Origin of the sequence: Helicobacter pylori, from assembly GCF_011175115.1 — a bacterium.
GTDB lineage: Bacteria > Campylobacterota > Campylobacteria > Campylobacterales > Helicobacteraceae > Helicobacter > Helicobacter pylori_DF.
The window spans coordinates 34256-53890 of sequence record NZ_SHOW01000005.1; the positions used below are offsets into that span (position 1 = coordinate 34256).

Annotated in this window: 16 protein-coding genes and 1 tRNA gene; 5 read left to right on the forward strand and 12 right to left on the reverse strand. The window is 39.2% G+C overall.

Annotated elements, in window-relative coordinates:
- Positions 1–37 precede the first annotated feature (37 nt).
- The 5 genes from hopQ to EXS92_RS05790 form a co-directional block, all read right to left on the reverse strand.
- Positions 38–1963: a Hop family adhesin HopQ gene (gene hopQ / locus EXS92_RS05770; protein WP_165515849.1), complete on the reverse strand. Its 1926-nt coding sequence runs from the start codon at positions 1961–1963 to the stop codon at positions 38–40.
- Positions 1964–2230: 267 nt separating this feature from the next.
- Positions 2231–2935 carry a purine-nucleoside phosphorylase gene (gene deoD, locus EXS92_RS05775; protein WP_165515850.1) on the reverse strand — a complete coding sequence of 235 codons (705 nt, stop codon included), beginning with the start codon at positions 2933–2935 and terminating at the stop codon, positions 2231–2233.
- Positions 2932–4173, reverse strand: coding sequence for a phosphopentomutase (locus EXS92_RS05780; RefSeq protein WP_165515851.1), 1242 nt, complete (start codon positions 4171–4173; stop codon positions 2932–2934). Before EXS92_RS05780 ends, deoD begins: the two co-directional genes overlap by 4 nt.
- Before the next feature lie 11 nt (positions 4174–4184).
- Positions 4185–5441, reverse strand: a complete 1257-nt coding sequence (locus tag EXS92_RS05785) for a NupC/NupG family nucleoside CNT transporter (RefSeq protein ID WP_165515852.1) — start codon at positions 5439–5441, stop codon at positions 4185–4187.
- Between the two features lie 106 nt (positions 5442–5547).
- Positions 5548–5625 (reverse strand) — tRNA-Met (locus EXS92_RS05790).
- A gap of 173 nt (positions 5626–5798) precedes the next feature.
- Here EXS92_RS05790 and EXS92_RS05795 point away from each other — a divergent pair.
- Together EXS92_RS05795 and EXS92_RS05800 are read left to right on the forward strand one after the other, a co-directional pair.
- Entirely contained in the window at positions 5799–7091 is a 1293-nt protein-coding gene (locus EXS92_RS05795) for an MFS transporter (protein ID WP_341848055.1), read from the forward strand.
- Between the two features lie 19 nt (positions 7092–7110).
- Complete coding sequence (locus EXS92_RS05800; protein WP_000312878.1) at positions 7111–7872, forward strand: tRNA 2-thiocytidine(32) synthetase TtcA; 762 nt, start codon at positions 7111–7113, stop codon at positions 7870–7872.
- Positions 7873–7876: 4 nt separating this feature from the next.
- On the opposite strand, the gene EXS92_RS05805 is transcribed toward EXS92_RS05800, so the two are convergent.
- From EXS92_RS05805 to EXS92_RS05815, 3 genes are all read right to left on the reverse strand, one after another.
- A complete protein-coding gene (locus tag EXS92_RS05805) occupies positions 7877–9028 on the reverse strand; it encodes a cation:proton antiporter (RefSeq protein WP_165515854.1) in 1152 nt (383 codons plus the stop codon).
- Between the two features lie 25 nt (positions 9029–9053).
- Positions 9054–10433, reverse strand: a complete 1380-nt coding sequence (locus EXS92_RS05810; RefSeq protein WP_165515855.1) for an HP1184 family multidrug efflux MATE transporter — start codon at positions 10431–10433, stop codon at positions 9054–9056.
- 169 nt (positions 10434–10602) lie between these two features.
- Positions 10603–11778: a sugar transporter gene (locus EXS92_RS05815; RefSeq protein ID WP_165515856.1), complete on the reverse strand. Its 1176-nt coding sequence runs from the start codon at positions 11776–11778 to the stop codon at positions 10603–10605.
- 276 nt (positions 11779–12054) lie between these two features.
- Between EXS92_RS05815 and EXS92_RS05820 the strand changes: the two genes are divergently transcribed.
- Entirely contained in the window at positions 12055–12798 is a 744-nt protein-coding gene (locus EXS92_RS05820; protein ID WP_001879301.1) for a carbonic anhydrase, read from the forward strand.
- Between the two features lie 161 nt (positions 12799–12959).
- Here the strand turns inward: EXS92_RS05820 and EXS92_RS05825 are convergent, their stop codons facing one another.
- The 3 genes from EXS92_RS05825 to hisS form a co-directional block, all read right to left on the reverse strand.
- Complete coding sequence (locus EXS92_RS05825; RefSeq protein WP_165515857.1) at positions 12960–14066, reverse strand: DUF874 family protein; 1107 nt, start codon at positions 14064–14066, stop codon at positions 12960–12962.
- A gap of 432 nt (positions 14067–14498) precedes the next feature.
- Positions 14499–15539 (reverse strand): aspartate-semialdehyde dehydrogenase, encoded by a 1041-nt coding sequence (gene asd, locus EXS92_RS05830; protein ID WP_165515858.1) that lies wholly within the window; start codon positions 15537–15539, stop codon positions 14499–14501.
- On the reverse strand, positions 15526–16854 hold the full coding sequence (hisS, locus tag EXS92_RS05835; protein WP_165515859.1) for a histidine--tRNA ligase: 1329 nt from the start codon (positions 16852–16854) through the stop codon (positions 15526–15528). Before hisS ends, asd begins: the two co-directional genes overlap by 14 nt.
- A gap of 61 nt (positions 16855–16915) precedes the next feature.
- Here hisS and waaF point away from each other — a divergent pair, with 61 nt between their 5' ends.
- Positions 16916–17965 (forward strand): lipopolysaccharide heptosyltransferase II, encoded by a 1050-nt coding sequence (gene waaF / locus EXS92_RS05840; protein ID WP_165515860.1) that lies wholly within the window; start codon positions 16916–16918, stop codon positions 17963–17965.
- Between the two features lie 146 nt (positions 17966–18111).
- On the opposite strand, the gene EXS92_RS05845 is transcribed toward waaF, so the two are convergent.
- Positions 18112–18330, reverse strand: a complete 219-nt coding sequence (locus EXS92_RS05845; protein WP_000744170.1) for a hypothetical protein — start codon at positions 18328–18330, stop codon at positions 18112–18114.
- 217 nt (positions 18331–18547) lie between these two features.
- Between EXS92_RS05845 and EXS92_RS05850 the strand changes: the two genes are divergently transcribed.
- Positions 18548–19537 carry an aldo/keto reductase gene (locus EXS92_RS05850; protein WP_165511753.1) on the forward strand — a complete coding sequence of 330 codons (990 nt, stop codon included), beginning with the start codon at positions 18548–18550 and terminating at the stop codon, positions 19535–19537.
- Positions 19538–19635 lie beyond the last annotated feature (98 nt).

Consider the following 19635-nt stretch of genomic DNA (forward strand, 5'->3'; position numbering starts at 1 on the left):
AAGTTTAACCCCCCCTTTTTTTTAAAAAGGAGATTTTTTAATAAGCAAACACATAATTGAGATACACGCTATAAAGCCTTCGGTATTCTAGCTTAGTGCCTAAAAAAGAATAGTAATTGGTGTTAATGGTAGGGATTTTCACGCCCAATTCCATGCCATGTTGAGCCGCATGATGGCTATCTTTTTTCTTAGGTCTAGCGAGATTGGTTCTCAAGCCTAAATTGAATAAAAATTGGAAATTAGCCGTATTCACTTTAGCGCTATAGACATTGCTGATGGTTTTTAAATTCACGAATTGAGAATTAAGCCATGAAGTCCCTGCTAAGGCGATTCCTCCAAAAAGCCCAAAAGAAATCTGGTTATTCTTGCCTAAGAAATTGGTGTTTTTATCATTGATGAAATTAAACAATAAATCGCTACCCACCCCATAAGTCCATACATCAGAAGCCGAGTTAAAGAAATTGGATTTGATATAGGCGTGGTTGTAATCAAAGAAACCATAATACCTTAACCCCCATCTTTTCTTTTCTCCAAAAAATTGCTTATAACCCGCTTGCACCCCAAGGCCATTCAAGGCGCCGTTATTCGTGGTTGAAGAAGCGATCATGCCCATATTCCTAAAAGGGTTGTTGCCAAGTTCTTGAATAAGGGTGTTGGCTAGGTTTTGTGCTTGATTGATTTGAGGCGTTTGGTTGTTAAAATCAGCGGCGCTTGTTTTTAATAAAGACAGAGTTTCTTCCACGCCAGCACACCCGTTCCCCCAATTGTTCTTTTGATTTTGCATTGTCATATTCGCACTGCTTATAGCGCTCGCATCGCATTTCCCTATGTAGTCTTTAAGATGGCCTGAAGAAAGTTTGTTAAAATCGCTCTCCACTTGATTGGCTAGTTTTAAAATTTCTGCTTGAGATTGCGCGTTTTTGAGCATTTTTTGAGCTAAAGCCGTAAGACTGCTAGGGGTGTTAAGGTTGAGATTATGGGGTTGTGTGATATTTTTTGGTTGGTTGGCGCTGAGTTGTTGGGTTTCTTGAACGATTTTTTGCGCATTATTAATCATGTCTGAAGCGGCACTAAACTCCGCACCAAAAGTCGCGCATGAATTTTTGCCGCCACCGGCTGTTTGCCATGAAGGGGCGTTTGTAGGAGCTTGGTCACTACTTCCACTACTAGATCTCGCTATCAACATGGGGCAATAATCTTTAAGGGTATTGACAATCGTTTGCGCTTGAGTCAAAAGATTTTGCGCATCATTAGTCGTATCAATAACAGAAGTTGTCGTTTTAGTTTGATTACCTGATTGATACTTTGATGTGGTTACATGCGCTTCTAATTTTTCCCCTTTGCTATTTAAAGGAGCAAGCCCAGCTTGTTTTAAAGCTTTTGAAAGAATCTGATAAGCTTCATGGATTTTTTCATATTGCTCAATAGATAGAGAAACATTTTTGTCTGCTTTTAATGTATTTGTGCCACTAGAACTAAGAGTGCCATTACTATTTATGCTCCCACCGCAATTGATTGTAGTGCCGTTGCCATTCTCATCGGTGTAGTGGAAATTTTTTTGATTGTTTTCGCCTGGACTTTTGGTATAGCCTCCGCATATGACCGCATAACCCATGCTATTCCATAGCCCTAACACCGATCTCAACGCTAAAAGCGTGGCTTGATAGGCAGGGGAATTGGTTGTCCCACCGGCTAAAGTTTTTGCGCGTTCGTTCAAATTATTAACCGCTTGGTTGATCGCTTGCGCGCTTGTCTTTGAGTTTGTGCCACTATCGTTGGTTAAAAGCCGGCTTAATTGTTCATAAGTGTCTGAAAGCTTTTGGATCTTGTCGGCGTTTTTCACTTTTTGAACCGCTTCACCGATTTGATAGCCCACGCTTAAAAAAACGCCGTTGTCTTCAGCGTGCAGTAATGATGCCGCAAGAGTTAGAGAAAGCAGAATCGTTTTTTTCGTTTTTTTCATAAAATGTTCCTTAAAGTAATGTTTTATTGCAAAAAATGTATCAAAATGAGAATTTATTTACAATGGGTTTAATTTTACCATAAATTTATTGAATTTTTCATAAAATGTTACTTTTTAAATTTTGAAATAAGGATTTTGTATTGTCTTTGTATGGGATTTTATTTTTGTTTGTGTTGTTTTAGGCGTGGTTTTAACGCTTCAAAACCCCCTACTCCAGCCAAACAAAAATCAAAGGCTTTTATCACAAAAGATTTACAATGATTTTTCTCATTGCGCCATCATCTCTAAAGCCAGAATTATCATGTTATCAAAGCTTTCTATTCTTTCTTTAGGGCTTAAGGCTTCTTTAGTGATCAGATGATCTGAGACAGAGCATAAGCATAAAGCCTTAGCGTTCAATTCCATCGCCGTGGCGTATAACCCTGCCGCTTCCATTTCAATAGCCAAGTGGTTGTATTGGGCCATTAAATCAAAAGCATGCGTTTCAAAAGAATAGAAAAAATCGCTTGAAAAAACATTGCCTATTTTCAAATCAATACCCAAACGCTTTGCTGTTTGATACGCCCTTAAACTCAATTCAAAATCAGGCGTTGCACTCAAATCGTGGTTTAAGAAACGCACCCGATTGGTTTTAGAATCCGTTGAAGCTCCAGTGGCCATGACAATGTCTTTCAGGCCAACCTTTGGGCTAATCGCCCCGCAAGTGCCAATCCTTAAAAGTTCTTTAACCTGATAGGTTTTAATGAGTTCGGTTACATAAATCGTGCATGACGCAATGCCCATGCCATGCCCCATTAAAGAAATCCCCCTACCCTTATACTTCCCGCTAAAGCCTAGCATGTTACGCACATTCGTGATCTCTTTAGCGTCTTGTAAAAATTTCTTCGCAATGTAGCTCACCCTTAAGGGATCGCCGCATAAAAGGCATTGAGGATAAAAATCGCCGATTTTAGCGTTGATGTGAGGGGTCATGGTTGTCCTTTAAAGTTTAATAAGTTTTTGCCATAATCTAGGGGGCTTAATCCCAAAAAGTGAGCGATACTTTGCCCAATATCCGCAAACGACTCGCTCTTGCCTAAAAAGGTGGGTTGCAAATCTTTATGATAGAACAAAACAGGAATGTATTCTCGTGTGTGATCGGTGCCTTTAAAGCTGGGATCGCACCCATGATCGGCGCAAAGAATGAGCAAATCGTTTTCTTTTAAATTGTCTAAAACCTCTTTTAAGCGCATATCAAAATACTCTAAAGCGTTAGCATACCCGCTAACATCGCGCCGATGCCCATAATCGCTATCAAAATGCACAAAATTCGTAAAAATCAAGCTGTTGTTTTTAGCGTTTTTGACTTGCTCTAAAGTAACATCGCATAGCTCCATCAAACTACCGGCTTTGAACTTTTGAGTGATCCCCACATGAGCGTAAATATCAGCGATTTTTCCAATGCTGATGACTTCGCCCTGCTTTTCTTCAATAAATTTTTCAAAAAGCAATTTTTTATGGGGCTTTATCGCATAGTCTTTACGCTTAGCGGTGCGTTTGAAATCCTCTCTGTTTGCGCCAATAAAGGGGCGCGCGATCACTCTAGCGATCTTTAAGGGCTCTAGAATTTGAAACGCTTCTTCACAAAGAGCGTATAAATTATCCAGCCCAAACTTTTCTTCATGTGCAGCGATTTGAAACACCGAATCCGCTGAAGTGTAAAAAATGGGGTATAAAGTTTCTAAATGCTTTTCGCCTAAATCTTTAATAATTTCAGTCCCTGATGCGTGGCAATTCCCTAAATAACCCTTAATCTTAGTTTTGTGCATGATTTCATCTAAAATCTCTTTAGGAAACGAATCATTTTTGTCTTTAAAATACCCCCATTCAAAAAGAACGGGCGCGCCCATCATCTCCCAATGTCCAGAAATCGTATCCTTAGCGCTAGAAAGTTCTTGCGCATAAGTGTAAGCCCCTATTAAATTAGGTTGGGATTGAAAGCCTAAGGGCAATTCATTTGCGGCTTTTAAAGCGCTCAAACCTAAACCCAAACTCTCTAAATAAGGCAGTTTCAAAGCCCCACTGCGATCGTTAGAATCAGCCAGGTTGTTAAAACAAGCCTTAGCGATATTGCCTAAAGTGTTCGCCCCCAAATCGCCAAAATCTTTAGCGTCTTCGCTAGCCCCTATACCAAAAGAATCCAATAATAAGATTACCACTCTTTTTTGCATGTTTTGTCCTTTTAATGAGCGTTTAGTCCTATGAATAACCCGGCGATAGTCGCGCTCATGAAATTAGAAAGCGTGCCTACAAGCACCGCTTTTAAAGCAAGCCTTATAATGAGATCCTTCTTTTTAGGCACTAAACTGCCAAGCCCCCCAATGAGCATAGCGACTGAACTTAAGTTAGCAAACCCGCACAACGCAAAAGTGATGATCGCTTTAGTTTTCTCGCTCAAGATTAAAGGAGGGTTATCGCCCAAATAAGGCAATAACTGCATATAGCCCACAAATTCATTGAGTGCGATTTTAATGCCTATGATTTCCCCGGCAATCCCGGCCTGACTCCACGGAATGCCTAGCATAAAGGCTAAGGGTTTTAAGAGCGTGCCTAAAATCAACCCTAAAGACAAATGCTCCATGCCTAAAAATCCCCCTACAACCCCTAAAAGCCCGTTAATGAGTGCGAGCATCCCCACAAAGGCTAAAAGCATCGCTCCCACATGCAAGGCTAAATTTAGCCCTGTACTTGCCCCATTAGCGATAGCTTCTATGGCATTGACATGCTCTTCTGCAGAAACATCTGCATGGCTAGAAATGGTTTCGTTTTGCGGGTAAATGATTTTAGCGAACAACAACCCCCCAGGAGCGGACATAAACGAAGCGGCTATTAAATAAGGCAAAGGAATGCCCATGCTCGCATACCCGGCTAACACCGGCCCCGCAACGCTAGCCATGCCCACGCACATGACCGCAAAAATCTCTGAATCGCTCATGCTTTTCAAATAAGGTTTAATGACTAAGGGCGCTTCGGTGTGCGCTACAAAAATATTAGCCGCTGCGCTCATGCTTTCTGCTTTAGAAGTGCCTAAGCATTTTTGCAACGCCCCACCGATGAGATTGATAAATAAAGGCATGATTTTTAAATAATATAGAAGTGAAATCAAGCTAGCAAAAAAGATAATGATCGCTAAAACATTGATCGCAAAGACAAACCCCCCTATCCCTTGATCGCCATTAGCGTTTGGAGCGAGATTACCAAATAAAAAACGCACCCCCTCATAGCCGTAAGAAATCACGCTTTGTATGCCGCTGGCTAAGCCTTGCAGCATTTCCCTACCCAAAGGCACATATAAAGCCAACGCCCCTAAAGCCACTTGGATCACAAAGGCGCTGACAATCGTGCGATAATTTATAGCCCTTTTATTGCTAGAAAACACCCAAGCAATAAGAAAAAGCACCGCCATCCCTACAACACTAAAAAGAGAGCTAAAAATCATCGTCAAATCCCTAATGTTAAGAAATTAAAAGATGCAACGCTATTGTAGTTTAGTTTTGCTAAAAAAAAGATTAAATGAATATTAAATGAAGATTAAAACAAAATCATGGTGTCAAGAGGGGGACTTGAACCCCCGACCTCCGGCTTATGAGACCAGCGCTCTAAACCAGCTGAGCTACCTTGACACAAGCAATTTTATAAAAAATAAAGAATGAGATTATACAAAAAATTTTCTTAAAAATCCATTAAATTTTTATTATCAATCCTACTTTCCTAAATTAATGATAAAAATTAGAGATTTTCTTGTAAAATACCACGCATGTTTAAGAAAATTTTTCCATTAGCGTTAGTTTCGTCGTTGCGGTTTTTAGGGCTTTTTATCGTTTTGCCTGTCATCAGTTTGTATGCGGATAGTTTCCATTCAAGCAGTCCCTTGCTCGTGGGTTTGGCTGTGGGTGGGGCGTATCTCACGCAAATCATTTTTCAAACCCCCATGGGCATTCTTAGCGATAAAATCGGCCGTAAAGTAGTCGTTATGGTGTGCTTGTTATTGTTTTTAATTGGCTCGTTAGTGTGCTTTATAGCGAATGATATTATTACGCTCGTTATCGGGCGCTTCATTCAAGGCATGGGGGCTTTAGGGGGGGTCGTTAGCGCGATGGTGGCGGATGAAGTGAAAGAAGAAGAGCGCACCAAAGCGATGGCGATCATGGGGGCGTTTATTTTCATTAGCTTCACTATAAGCATGGCCATAGGCCCTGGGGTTGTGGCGTTTTTTGGGGGGGCAAAATGGCTCTTCTTGCTCACGGCGATCTTAACTTTATTGAGTTTGTTGATGCTTTTAAAAGTCAAAGACGCCCCCAAAATTTCTTACCAAATCAAAAACATAAAAGCTTACCAACCCAACTCTAAAGCCTTGTATCTTTTATACATAAGTTCTTTTTTTGAAAAGATGTTCATGACGCTTATTTTTGTGCTGATCCCTTTAGCCTTAGTGAATGAATTCCATAAAGATGAAAGCTTTTTAATCTTGGTGTATGTGCCTGGAGCCTTATTGGGGGTTTTAAGCATGGGAGCAGCGAGCGTTATGGCTGAAAAATACAACAAGCCTAAGGGGGTGATGCTTTCTGGCGTATTGTTGTTTATTGTGAGTTATTTGTGTTTGTTTTTAGCGGACTCTAGCTTTTTGGGTAAATATTTATGGCTTTTTATTCTTGGGGTGGCGTTTTTCTTTATTGGTTTTGCCACCTTAGAGCCGATCATGCAATCTTTAGCGTCTAAGTTCGCTAAAGTGCATGAAAAAGGCAAGGTTTTAGGGCAATTCACTACTTTTGGCTATTTAGGGAGCTTTGTTGGGGGCGTGAGCGGGGGGTTGAGCTACCATCATTTAGGCGTTTCTAACACAAGTTTAATCGTTGTAGCTTTAGGGCTTATTTGGGGTTTATCGCTCTTTTTGCTCCATAACCCTTCCAAGCAAAAAAATGTCTATTTCCCTTTAGACGCTTATAATGAGGAACAATTTGAAACTTTAGGGGACAAAATCATTGAATGGTATGTCAATATTAGCGAAGAAATCATTATTGTGAAATATAATTCTGATCACATTAGCGAAGAAGAAATCATTCACTTAGCGCGAAACTTTAGAAAATAAACATAATCAAGGATCAAAAATGGCTTATGAAATTTCCAAAAAAGTCTTGCACATTGTAGGCAAGACAAACGCCACTTACAAACTCATAGAAGAAGGCGATAAAATCTTATTAGGGTTGAGCGGGGGCAAGGATTCTATCATGCTCGCTTGCATCTTAGCCAGGATGCAAAAACATGCCCCTTTCAAATTTGATTTTAAAGCGGTTACCGTGCATTATGGTTTGGGCGAAAATTTAAAATGGTTGAGCGATTTGTGCCAAGAGCAAGGCATTGAGCATGAGATCATTTACACCCAAATCGCTGCCACGATCAACGAAAAACGCCGTGAAAAAAGCTCGTTTTGTTCGTTTTGCTCTCGTTTGAGGCGAGGGACTTTGTATTCTAAAGCCTTAGAAGAAGGCTATAATAAAGTCGCTATCGCGCACCATTTAGATGATGCGGTGGAGAGCTTTTTTATGAATTTCACTTATAACGGGAGTTTGAGGAGCATGCCCCCCATTTATAGGGCTGAAAACGGCTTATTAGTGATCCGCCCTTTGATTAAGGTTCGAGAAGCCAGCAGCATTCATTTTGTCACTTCTCAAAATATCCCGGTTGCCCCTGATTGCAATTGCCCAGCCAAACAGCCCACTTCCGATAAACCCCCTATCGCGCGATTAGCCACTAAAAATTTCTTAAAAGAAATGCAAAACTTGCACCCTCATTTCTTTGACAGCTTAGAGAATGCGTTTAATAACGTTCAAGCGAACAGCTTTAGCGACGCTAAATATTTAGACGCTTAAAGCTTTAAGCTTTTTTGTTAAGCATTTTGATCGCAATGGTGAATAACACCCCTTCAAAGATAGCCGCCATGAGCAACGCGTAGTAGGTGTTTTGCGAGATCGCTTGCACTTTTAAACCCACTGCGGCTGTGGTTACTAAAAAAGTTAAAGGCATAGAAGCCCCTAAAGCAAATGAAAATAAATGCTTGGCTTCTTTAAAGTATTTGCGCCACAATAAGGTTGAAGTGATTAAGTGCAAACTCAACATCGCTATGACAATCAATATCCCTTGGAGAATCAAATGCGGGTTTAAAAACACTAATTTTAAGTCTAAAGTAGAGCCTACATGGATGAAAAACAAAGGCACAAAAAACCCAAAACCCACATCATTGAGCTTGTGGATCAATTCTGATTTATGAGGGAAAAAAGTAGAAACGACTAACCCTGCTAGAAACGCCCCTAAAACCATTTCTATTTTGAGCCACACCACGATCGCAACCAAGGAAAAAAAGAGCATGAGCGAAAAACGCACATCTTGGTTAAACTGACTGCTTTTAGGCATCACAAAAAGCTTTAAATGCGGGAACCACCAAAACAAAGTCTTAAAGATTTGAAACGCCACGATAATTAAGATGAGAAAAACAATGAGAATGCCTAAATCTTTGATTAAATCCACGCCCAAACCATGCGAATACACCCCATCCACGACCACCAAACCAAAAATGCTTAACAACTCCCCAATAACGCCCACTTTTAAGACTAAATCAAGCCACAAAATCTCTTTACGATAATCTTTAACTAAAGTCATGATCATGCCCAAACTGATAATAGGGAAAATCACCATAAAAATAGGCTCTAAATTAAGGCTAAAAGTAAGGATGAATGAAAGCGTGTATAAAATCAACAGATAAGCAAAAATGCGTTTTAAAAGAGAAACCCCTAATTTTTTAAACAAATAAATTTCCACTTCCAAACCGCATAAAAACATTAAAAACAAAAAGCCAATTTCGGACATGATTTCAAAGCCCTTAGTAGGCTCAATAAAACCCACATACGCCCCAACAGATCCAAATAAAATCTCCACAACCGTGATAGGCAAACGAGAGATTCTAGACATATAGGGAGCCATCACGATTAAAAGCATAATGAGCGCGAAAGTGAAAAATTCTGCATGCATGTCTTAATTTTACCTTATTTATTGGTTAAGTTTTCAAAGCGATAGGGTTTTTCTCTTTATAAGTGGTGAAAACCCCTTTTTTGATTTCGTAATAAGTTACCCCTAACGCTACTAAAAACGCTAAAAATTGCGCGATAGGGTAAGTTACCCAAACGCCATTAATCCCATAGAAATGACTTAAAATCGGCAATAGAATAACCATAAACCCTAGCGTGTGCGAAAGGGTGATGATAAACGAACTTTTAGTGCGTTGGATGGATTGGAAAAACACCGCGCACAACAAAGTCATGCCTAAAAAAACATAGCCAACATAATAAATATTCATCGCTCTTTTAGTCTCTTGCATAAAAAGGGGGTCTTGTTCGCTTGGCTGTAAATAAAGCTTGATTAAAAATTCATCTAAAAAATAATAAGCGCTATAGAAAACAATCCCTATACAAAACGCTACTTTCAAACCAAAGACAAACACCTCTTTCACGCGCTCTAAATTTCTAGCCCCATAGCTAAAGCTCGCGATCGGTTGGATGCCTTGAGAAATCGCAAACAAAGTCGTAAAAAAGATAATCGCATTATACATAACGATCCCATACACGCTCACAAACCTTTCCCCTGCAGTGTGCATGATAGCGGTATTAAACAATAAAATCATAACAGAAGCGCTAAATTCTGCCGTGCTTTGAGGCACGCCGCTTTTGGCTGAAGAAATGACTGAAGACAAAGAAAAACGCTTGATGAAATACAATTGCCCTTTTTTAAACCAAAAATGCTGCATTAAGACTAAAAACCCTATCGCATGCCCTATCACGGTGGCTATCGCGCTGCCTTGAACCCCCACTTTTAAAACAAAAATAAACAAGTAGTTGAAAAAGATATTCGCTAATGAGCCAATCAGCATCGCTACCATCGCTAAAATGGGGCGTTTGTCGTTGATCACAAAAACATCCGCCAAAGGGTGCAAAACCATAAAAACCGCGCCCATTAAAATGATTTCAATGTAGCGTTTGGACATGCTCAATAAAGCGTCATTGCTCCCAAAAAGGCACGCGATAGTTTCGCTAAAAGGCAATAACGCCATGCTCAAAATAAAGGCGCTTAGAGCGACAAAATAAAACACGCTGCTAAACACAAGCCTAGCCCTATGGGTTTTATTTTGACCCAAAAAATACCCCACAATACTCGCTGCCCCAAAACCAAAAAGCAATTCATACGCAATAAGCCCTGGAAAAATAGGCCATGCGATATTGACCGCAGCGATCGCTTCTTTACCCAGTTTCTTGCCCACAAACATGCCATCTATCATAGAATAAGTGGAAAGTGAAATCATAGAAAAAGCTAAAGGGATAAAATAATAAAAAAAGAGCTTTCTTATCGAATCTTTATGCAAATCAATCTTTTTTTTGAGCATTTAAACCACACACCGCTTAAAATTTATGACAAATTTTTCTATTTTAACATAAAAAGAGAGACAATCTATCCGTTAGCGCGGTTGGATTCAAGCCGTATCACTAAATTTTAAAAATGGTTTTTAACGCAAAAGGGATTTTCCTTTATTGGGCTAATCCTTTTAACGCTCTTTATGTTTTTTTAAACTTTATCGTAATGAATCTAAGCCAAAACAGCGCCAACAACCCCAAAGCCCCACCCACAAAGCCAATATACCCTAGCCCTAATTGGTGGATCACAATACTGCCAAACAGCGCTCCTGCTCCAATCCCCACATTATAGCTCCCCGAAAAAATCGCGCTTGCAACATCCGTGGCATCTGGTGCGAGCTGTAACACCCTCATTTGCAAGGAAATCCCAAGCGAAGTGATCCCAATCCCCCATAAGAAAATTTGCAAGAAAACCACCCACTCTGAATTTTTAAACACAAAAAGCAAAAGTTGCGGGCAAATGACTAAAACCATCGCAAAAGCGATAAATTTTCTTGAATTTTTCGCATACAAACGGCCGAATAAAAAGCTCCCCACCACGCCTGCTAACCCAAACACAAACAGCATTAGCGTCGTAATGTCAGGGGAAAATTGGCTGATTTGAATGATAAAAGGCTCAATATAGCTATAAGTGGTGAAATGCCCAGAAATAACCATGATCACAAGCAAATAAATCCCCATTAAAAGCGGGCGTTTCATTAATATAGGGACACTTGCGAGCGTGCCGGCGTTTCTACTCGGCAAAGGCGGGAGCAATTTATACATCAGCAACGCTATAAGAGTCGCAACGCCCCCAATCACGCCAAAAGTAGAGCGCCAATCTAGCATTTGCCCAATGATCCTCCCAAGCGGCAACCCTAAAATCATCGCTAACGAACTCCCTAACGCTAACAGCCCTAAGGCCTGTTGTTTTTTATTTCTTGGCGCGACACGAATGACTAAAGAAGCCGTGATGGACCAAAAAATAGAGTGGGCAAAAGCGATACCCATACGAGAAAGGAGAAGCACCCAAAAATTCCACGCTAACGCTGAAAGGATATGGCTGAGAATAAAAAGGGCGAAAAGAAAAAGCAATAAGCGTTTCCTTTCAATTTTAGCGCTAAGCAGCATCAAGGGCAATGAGCCAAGAGACACCACCCATGCATAAGCAGTGATCATAAGCCCCACTGTTGCACTCTCCATTTCAAAACTTTTCGCAATGTCTGATAAGAGCGCGACAGGGACAAACTCCGTGGTGTTAAAAATAAACGCCGAAAGCGAAAACACAAAAACCCGCATCAAGGCGAGTTTTTTATACGATTGTTTGGTTATCATCATTTAAATCTTAAGGGGTTAAATTTTATTCCATTTGAAAACTTGGAGTATAAGACAAAAATTTTAATCGCTTGTAAATTGGGGGGTGGTTAAAACAAATATTCCCGCTCCATAGTGCATTAATTTAATGGAGTTGTTACCATATAAAACAGAATTTAAAGTCATTTCCAACTTTTAACCAATCTATTTTTTGTAACTGCGGTCATTGTTGATTAAGCGCTAAAATTAAGCCGTTGCCTTTTTAATAATTTTAGAATTTTAAAATAAAGGATAATTAAAATGAAAAAAACTTTTTTGATCGCTTTAGCGCTAGCCACTTCTCTTATAGGCGCTGAAAACACCAAATGGGATTATAAAAATAAAGAAAACGGCCCGCACCGCTGGGACAAATTGCACAAAGATTTTGAAGTGTGCAAAAGCGGTAAAAGCCAATCGCCCATCAACATTGAGCATTACTACCACACGCAAGATAAAACCGATTTGCAATTCAAATACGCCGCTTCCAAACCTAAAGCGGTCTTTTTCACTCATCATACTTTAAAAGCTTCGTTTGAGCCGACTAACCACATCAATTATAGAGGGCATGACTATGTGTTGGATAATGTGCATTTCCACGCCCCTATGGAGTTTTTAATCAATAATAAAACCAGGCCTTTGAGCGCGCATTTCGTGCATAAAGACGCTAAAGGGCGTTTGTTGGTGTTAGCGATTGGTTTTGAAGAAGGGAAAGAAAACCCTAACCTTGATCCTATTTTAGAAGGCATTCAAAAGAAACAAAATTTTAAAGAGGTGGCATTAGACGCTTTCTTGCCTAAAAGCATCAATTACTACCATTTTAACGGCTCTCTCACCGCTCCTCCTTGCACAGAAGGGGTGGCATGGTTTGTCATAGAAGAGCCTTTGGAAGTCTCTGCCAAACAATTGGCTGAAATCAAAAAACGCATGAAAAATTCGCCTAACCAACGCCCCGTCCAGCCTGACTACAACACCGTAATCATTAAAAGCTCAGCTGAGACCCGTTAAAGACCCACTAAAATAAAAACCCTCTCTTTATAAAGAGAGGGATATAAAAATCATTCTTCATGAAACACCGCATAAAAATTGCAACCGCTTGTATTTTGTGAAACGCTCAAACGCTAAAGACGATTGGAATCCCTACTAAGGAGTTTAAAAAAGGCTCTGCTCTAATTGGGTAACATAGAGCCTTTAAAATACCATAAATAAGCGATAGAACTTGGTTTATAAAAATCCACTTGTTTAGCGATAGCTTTTTGTGAATAGGGCAGAGATTCCAGCTCTTTTTGCAAATAAGCTATAAGCTCTTGCGCTTTTGATCCTCTTTGAGAGCGGGGTTGTTTAGAACTTGGGAGGTGTTTTGGCTGGATAGGGGTTTGATTGGTTTTTGTGGGTTTAGGGGTTTTGCATTCAGCTTCTACTTCTATACCAATACCAGCCTTAATTCCTACTTTTTTAATAAAGAATTGATTATGATTTTCTTGGCAATTTTGTTCTGCTTTTTTAATGAGATCTTTCTGTGTATTAATTGTCTTTTGTTTTTCTTGTTCTGTCTTTTGTTGTTCTTGTTCTACTTTTATTTGGTTATTAGTCTCTATATTGCTTGTCTTTTGTTTTTCCTGTTCTACTTTTATTTGATTATTAGTCTCTATATTGCTTGTCTTTTGTTTTTCCTGTTCTACTTTTATTTGATTATTAGTCTCTATATTGCTTGTCTTTTGTTTTTCTTGTTCTGTCTTTTGTTTTTCTTGTTCTACTTTTATTTGGTTATTAGTCTCTATATTGCTTGTCTTTTGTTTTTCTTGTTCTGTCTTTTGTTTTTCTTGTTCTGTCTTTTGTTTTTCTTGTTCTACTTTTATTTGGTTATTAGTCTCTATATTGCTTGTCTTTTGTTGTTCTTGTTCCAATTCTATCCCACTCTTGTTTGCTCTATCCCTAGCATTTTCAGCTTCCTTTTGAGTTTCAGCCACTTCCTTTTTGGATTGGTCATCAGCAAAACACACGTTCATAAGCATGGCTGTTATCGTTGTTACACCTATTGCTGAATTAAACCATGAGTTAGGATGCGTTTTTAAATAATCATCCGCAGTCTTAACATTCCCGCATATCCAATTGCTTTTTTTAATTTGTTTTTTTATCGAGTCTTTTATCGCCTCCCAAAAAGCAATCCCCATTATAGACACTCCCACATTCTTAAAAACTTTCTTTTCTTTTGCCGTTTTTACTAATTTCATCATCATTGTTGCAAGCATTACTAAAACCCTTATAATAGGCATTTAAATCCTTTCAAAAAACAATCTCACCTTTCAAAATCTTATTACTGTAGTATATATAGCCATATTTAATCGCTATTAAACAATTGGTTTGAAAAATTGTAAGGGTCAATCCAATCAGATTTTTCTAATCCATTCCAACAAAATTTGATACAAGTTTCCCTTATACCTTAAACCCACACCCTTTTAAATGGGATAATAGGCAATAACTCGCTAGCTAAACATTCACTCTCTGCTTGAGTGTAAGCCTTTATATTCCTTTTGACCTACCAAATATTAGCATTTCTCTCAATCAAGCCTTGAGAAATTCAATTACACCCTTGTTTAACATCGCAAGCCTAGTAACTTAAAGCTCTTTTTTAGAGATTGGGTTAGATTGATCCTTATCCTTAATTCAAGCGCATGCGCATTCATCTTTGTTATCTTTGAATAAACTCAAGCGTTCTTAATGTAATGCATGGCGATTTTGAGCGCGTTGGTGGCTGCCCCCACTCTTAATTGATCCGCCACGCAAAAGCCGTGCAAGGTTTTTTTGTCAAACAAATCCTTCCTCAAGCGCCCTATAAAGACGCTATCCGTGTGGCTCGCTTTTAAGGGCGTGGGGTAAAGATTGCGGCTAGGATCATCGCAAACAACCACGCTAGGGGCGTTTTTTAAAACTTCATAGACTTCTTTGAGATCGAATTCTTTTTCAAAAGCGATACTCAAACTCTCGCTATGGCTCCTCAATACCGGCACGCGCACGCAAGTCGCACTGATAGGGAAATCCACACCCATGATTTTATGGGTTTCATGCACCATTTTTAGCTCTTCTTTCGTGTAGCCATTCTCCTTAAAAATATCAATATGAGCGATCGCATTGAAAGCGATCGGGTAAGGGAAAGCCCCGGCTCGCAAAACCTGGTTTAAATCAATAGCGGGGTCTTTTTCCAAATATTCTAATGCGGTTTTTAGCTCATTTTTCAAACTCTCTATCCCCTTGTTCCCTGCCCCACTCACGGCTTGATAGGTGCTAACAATCACGCTTTTTATCTTAAAATGAAGGTGTAAGGGGTTTAAAATTTGCGTCATTTGAATGGTGGAGCAATTAGGGTTAGCGATGATATTTAAAGGAGCGTTAAAAATTTCTTTAGCGTTGATTTCAGGCACGACTAAAGGCACATCTTTATGCAATCTAAAAAAGCTCGTGTTATCAATCACTAAGGCCGTTTTTGAAGCGCTTATAGCAAATTCTTCGCTCACGCTCCCCCCAGCGCTAAAAAAGGCGATGTCTATTTTTTCTTTTTCAAAAACTTCATGCGTGGTTTCTAAAATTTCATAGTCTTTATTGAAAGCTCTGATCTTTTTACCAGCACTCCTAGTGCTAGCGAGCGGGACAAATTTTTTAATTGGGAAAGAAGAATTTTCTAAACCTTTAATCAGTTCTTGGCCTACTGCCCCACTGGCCCCAACAATAGCGACATTATAAGTCTTCATCGTTTTCTCCAATGATTTCAAGGGCTTTTAAAAAACTCAAGCAATTCAACTGCATGCCTGAATGCATGTTTTTCAAGCTTAAAGTTTCGCTTTTAAATTCTTTTTCACCAATGACAGCCACAAACTCATGCCCTTTGTGGTTAGCATAAGAAAAGGGTTTTTTGATTTTTTGAGCTTCTGGATAGACTTCGCTAAAAATACCGCTTTGCCTTAAAGACTCCGCTAAGCGGTTGGCGTAAGAAAAATACTCTTCATGCATGCAAGCGATTAAGACTTTAGCTTGGGTGGAACGCTCGTCTAATAATTGCATTTCACTCAAAGCCACAATCAATCTATCAATCCCAATAGAAGCCCCCACCCCTTGTAAATTCTCTTTAGAAAAATTTTTAGTCAAATGATCATAACGCCCCCCTGAACACACGCTCCCTAAAGACTTCATATCATTAAGCGTGGTTTCATACACAATCCCTGTATAATACCCTAAGCCCCTAGCGATAGAAAAATCAATTTTATACAAGTTTTGAGAAATTTGCAAATCCCCTAGCAGCTGGTATAACCTTTCTAAATCCTGTATGCCCTTTTTCAGACTTTCATTATAGTCTTTCAAATAAGCAATTTTTTCAAAAAATTCCGCATGGCTTAAATCGTTTTGTTTGATTTGAACCATTTCTAAAAGCTCTTTAATGGTGTTTGGGTTTAAACCGCACTCTTTTTTTAATTCTTCTTCAACCCCATTCAAGCCAATTTTTTCTAATTTATCCACAATGCGCAGCACTTCATTCACTTGAGAGATCCCAAAATATTCGCATATCCCATTCAAAATTTTCCTGTGGTTGATAGAGACGCAAAAATCTTCTAAATCCAAAGCTTTTAAGGAAGCGATGATCACTTGAATGATCTCAGCATCGCACACCAAACTCTCGCTCCCTATAAAATCAAAATCGCATTGCGTAAATTCCCTATAACGCCCTTTTTGCGCCCTTTCGCCCCTAAAGACATTGCCTATAGCGTAGCGTTTAAAGGGCATGCCTAATATTTGGTGGTGCAAAGAGACAAAGCGGGCTAATGGCACGGTCAAATCAAACCTTAAAGCCACATCCCTATCCCCATGGTCTTTAAAACGATAAATTTCTTTTTGAATATCACTGCTCGCATCAGGTAGTAGCGCTTCAGCGTATTCCAAATGAGGGGTTTCAATCGGCACAAAACCAAAACTTTGAAACACGACTGAAACTTTCGCAAGCAATTGGGCTTTTTGTATCGCATCTTTAGGCAAGCGGTCTTTAAACCCGCTCAACACTTTAGGGGTAATCATTCCATTTCCTTGTATTTGTATGCTAAAATTTTAGCTTAAAATCTTTAAAAAAGGGCTATTGATGAGCGTAAATGCGCCCAAACGCATGCGTATTTTATTGCGTTTGCCTAATTGGTTAGGCGATGGGGTGATGGCAAGCTCGCTTTTTTACACCCTTAAACACCACTACCCTAACGCGCATTTTATCTTAGTGGGCCCACAAATCACTTGCGAACTTTTCAAAAAAGATGAAAAAATAGAAGCCGTTTTTATAGACAACACCAAAAAATCCTTTTTCAGGCTATTAGCCACTTACAAGCTCGCTCAAAAAATAGGGCGTTGCGATATAGCGATCGCTTTAAACAACCATTTTTATTCCGCTTTTTTGCTCTATGCGACAAAAACGCCTATCCGCATCGGTTTTGCTCAATTTTTCCGTTCTTTGTTTCTCAGCCATGCGATAACTGCTGCCCCTAAAGAGTATCATCAAGTGGAAAAATATTGCTTTTTATTTTCGCAATTTTTAAAAAAAGAATTGGATCAAACAAGCGTTTTACCCTTAAAATTAGCCTTTGATCTCCCCACTCACACCCCAAACACCCCTAAAAAAATCGGCTTTAACCCTAGTGCAAGCTATGGGAGCGCTAAAAGATGGCCGGCTTCTTATTACACTGAAGTTGCGGCTGCTTTGTTAGAAAAAGGGCATGAAATTTATTTTTTTGGGGCTAAAGAAGACGCTATCGTTTCTGAAGAGATTTTAAAATCCGTTAAAAGCTTATTGAAAAACCCCTTATTATCCCATAACGCTTACAATCTGTGCGGAAAAACAAGCATTGAAGAATTGATACAACGCATCGCTGTTTTAGATTTATTCATCACTAACGATAGCGGCCCTATGCATGCGGCTGCTAGCACGAAAACCCCCTTAATCGCTCTTTTTGGCCCCACCGATGAAAAAGAGACTCGCCCCTATAAAGCCCAAAAAACGATTGTGTTGAACCACCATTTAAGCTGTTCGCCCTGCAAGAAACGAGTTTGCCCTTTAAAGAATGAAAAAAACCATTTGTGCATGCGAACTATCACGCCCCTTGAAGTCCTAGAAGCCGCTCACACCCTTTTAGAAGAGCCTTAAACGCCCTTTGTATGTTTTTTAGAAACACAGCTATATTTATTGAAAAAATTGAAAAATCTGCATGCGAAAAATTAAAGAGTGGTAAAAAGTGATAGGATAATATTCAAAAAAGCGTTTTTAAAAACGCTTTTTTGAGTCAAAAGCCCTTAAGCCACTGAGTTTTTAGGTTTTTTAGCGTCTTTTTTATCTTTGTGAGCCACTAATTGAGAGCTTAACTCAGGTTTTTTAGCGTCTTTTTTATCTTTGTGAGCCACTAATTGAGAGCTTAACTCAGGTTTTTTAGCGTCTTTTTTATCTTTGTGAGCGTATGCAGAACTCACTGCCAAAACTGATAATAAAACACCTGTCAAGATTTGCTTTTTCATACGAAACTCCTTGTGATGATCTTAAAAGCGAGAGAATTATATTTCTCAAAAGTAAATGAATAGAAACCAATCAAATTTTTGATTGGTTTGGTGGTTTTGCTACCTTAAAAAAACTATAATACAAAAAACTTGATAAATTATCTTTGGTTTTAGAAAGTTTGACAAAAATTAAGATTGCGGTTATACTGAAAAAACAATATGAAATCAAGGAGTTTGTATGCAACAGCGTCATTTAGGCCCTTTAAAAGTGGGTGCGTTAGCTCTAGGGTGCATGGGCATGACTTATGGGTATGGGGAAGTCCATGATAAAAAGCAAATGGTTAAACTTATCCATAAGGCTTTGGAATTGGGTATTAACTTTTTTGACACTGCAGAGGCTTATGGGGAAGATAATGAAAAGCTTTTAGGCGAAGCAATCAAGCCTTTTAAAGACAAGGTTGTGGTAGCGAGCAAGTTTGGGATTTACTACGCAGATCCTAATGACAAATACGCAACCATGTTTTTAGACTCCAGTCCTAACCGCATTAAGAGCGCCATTGAAGGGAGTTTGAAACGCTTAAAAGTAGAATGCATTGATTTATACTACCAACACCGCATGGATACTAACACGCCCATAGAAGAAGTGGCAGAAGTTATGCAAGCTCTTATTAAAGAAGGAAAAATTAAAGCTTGGGGGATGAGTGAGGCAGGGTTATCTAGCATCCAAAAAGCCCATCAAATTTGCCCTTTAAGCGCGTTGCAGAGCGAATATTCCTTGTGGTGGCGCGAACCTGAAAAAGAGATTTTAGGTTTTTTACAAAAAGAAAAAATTGGATTTGTCGCTTTTTCGCCTTTGGGTAAGGGGTTTTTAGGCGCGAAATTTGAAAAAAATGCCACCTTCGCTAGTGAGGATTTTAGAAGCGTTTCTCCTAGGTTTAATCAAGAAAATCTAGCCAAAAATTATGTCTTGGTGGAATTAATCCAAGATCATGCACACGCTAAAGGCGTTACACCAGCCCAACTGGCTCTCTCATGGATTTTGCACACGCAAAAAATCATTGTCCCTCTCTTTGGCACCACCAAAGAATCCAGGCTCATAGAAAATATAGGGGCTTTGCAGGTTTCTTGGAGTCAAAAAGAATTGGAGATTTTCCAAAAAGAATTGACTGCAATCAAAATAGAAGGGGCCCGCTACCCTGAAAGAATCAATAAAATGGTGAATCAATAAAAGTATTGGGTATTTATAATTGCATTGGCTTTTTTAAAAGAGATTGAGCGTTAATTTTCTGTTTGTTAGTGTGTTTTTATCCCCTTGACAAACTTTTT

Bases quoted from the DNA above. Each gene is read 5' to 3' on its own strand.
- hopQ (WP_165515849.1), bottom strand. From the start codon at position 1,963: ATGAAAAAAACGAAAAAAACGATTCTGCTTTCTCTAACTCTTGCGGCA.
- deoD (WP_165515850.1), bottom strand. From the start codon at position 2,935: ATGACCCCTCACATCAACGCTAAAATCGGCGATTTTTATCCTCAATGC.
- EXS92_RS05780 (WP_165515851.1), bottom strand. From the start codon at position 4,173: ATGCAAAAAAGAGTGGTAATCTTATTATTGGATTCTTTTGGTATAGGG.
- EXS92_RS05785 (WP_165515852.1), bottom strand. From the start codon at position 5,441: ATGATTTTTAGCTCTCTTTTTAGTGTTGTAGGGATGGCGGTGCTTTTT.
- EXS92_RS05800 (WP_000312878.1), top strand. From the start codon at position 7,111: ATGGCTTATGAAATTTCCAAAAAAGTCTTGCACATTGTAGGCAAGACA.
- EXS92_RS05805 (WP_165515854.1), bottom strand. From the start codon at position 9,028: ATGCATGCAGAATTTTTCACTTTCGCGCTCATTATGCTTTTAATCGTG.
- EXS92_RS05810 (WP_165515855.1), bottom strand. From the start codon at position 10,433: ATGCTCAAAAAAAAGATTGATTTGCATAAAGATTCGATAAGAAAGCTC.
- EXS92_RS05815 (WP_165515856.1), bottom strand. From the start codon at position 11,778: ATGATGATAACCAAACAATCGTATAAAAAACTCGCCTTGATGCGGGTT.
- EXS92_RS05820 (WP_001879301.1), top strand. From the start codon at position 12,055: ATGAAAAAAACTTTTTTGATCGCTTTAGCGCTAGCCACTTCTCTTATA.
- EXS92_RS05825 (WP_165515857.1), bottom strand. From the start codon at position 14,066: ATGCCTATTATAAGGGTTTTAGTAATGCTTGCAACAATGATGATGAAA.
- asd (WP_165515858.1), bottom strand. From the start codon at position 15,539: ATGAAGACTTATAATGTCGCTATTGTTGGGGCCAGTGGGGCAGTAGGC.
- hisS (WP_165515859.1), bottom strand. From the start codon at position 16,854: ATGATTACCCCTAAAGTGTTGAGCGGGTTTAAAGACCGCTTGCCTAAA.
- waaF (WP_165515860.1), top strand. From the start codon at position 16,916: ATGAGCGTAAATGCGCCCAAACGCATGCGTATTTTATTGCGTTTGCCT.
- EXS92_RS05845 (WP_000744170.1), bottom strand. From the start codon at position 18,330: ATGAAAAAGCAAATCTTGACAGGTGTTTTATTATCAGTTTTGGCAGTG.
- EXS92_RS05850 (WP_165511753.1), top strand. From the start codon at position 18,548: ATGCAACAGCGTCATTTAGGCCCTTTAAAAGTGGGTGCGTTAGCTCTA.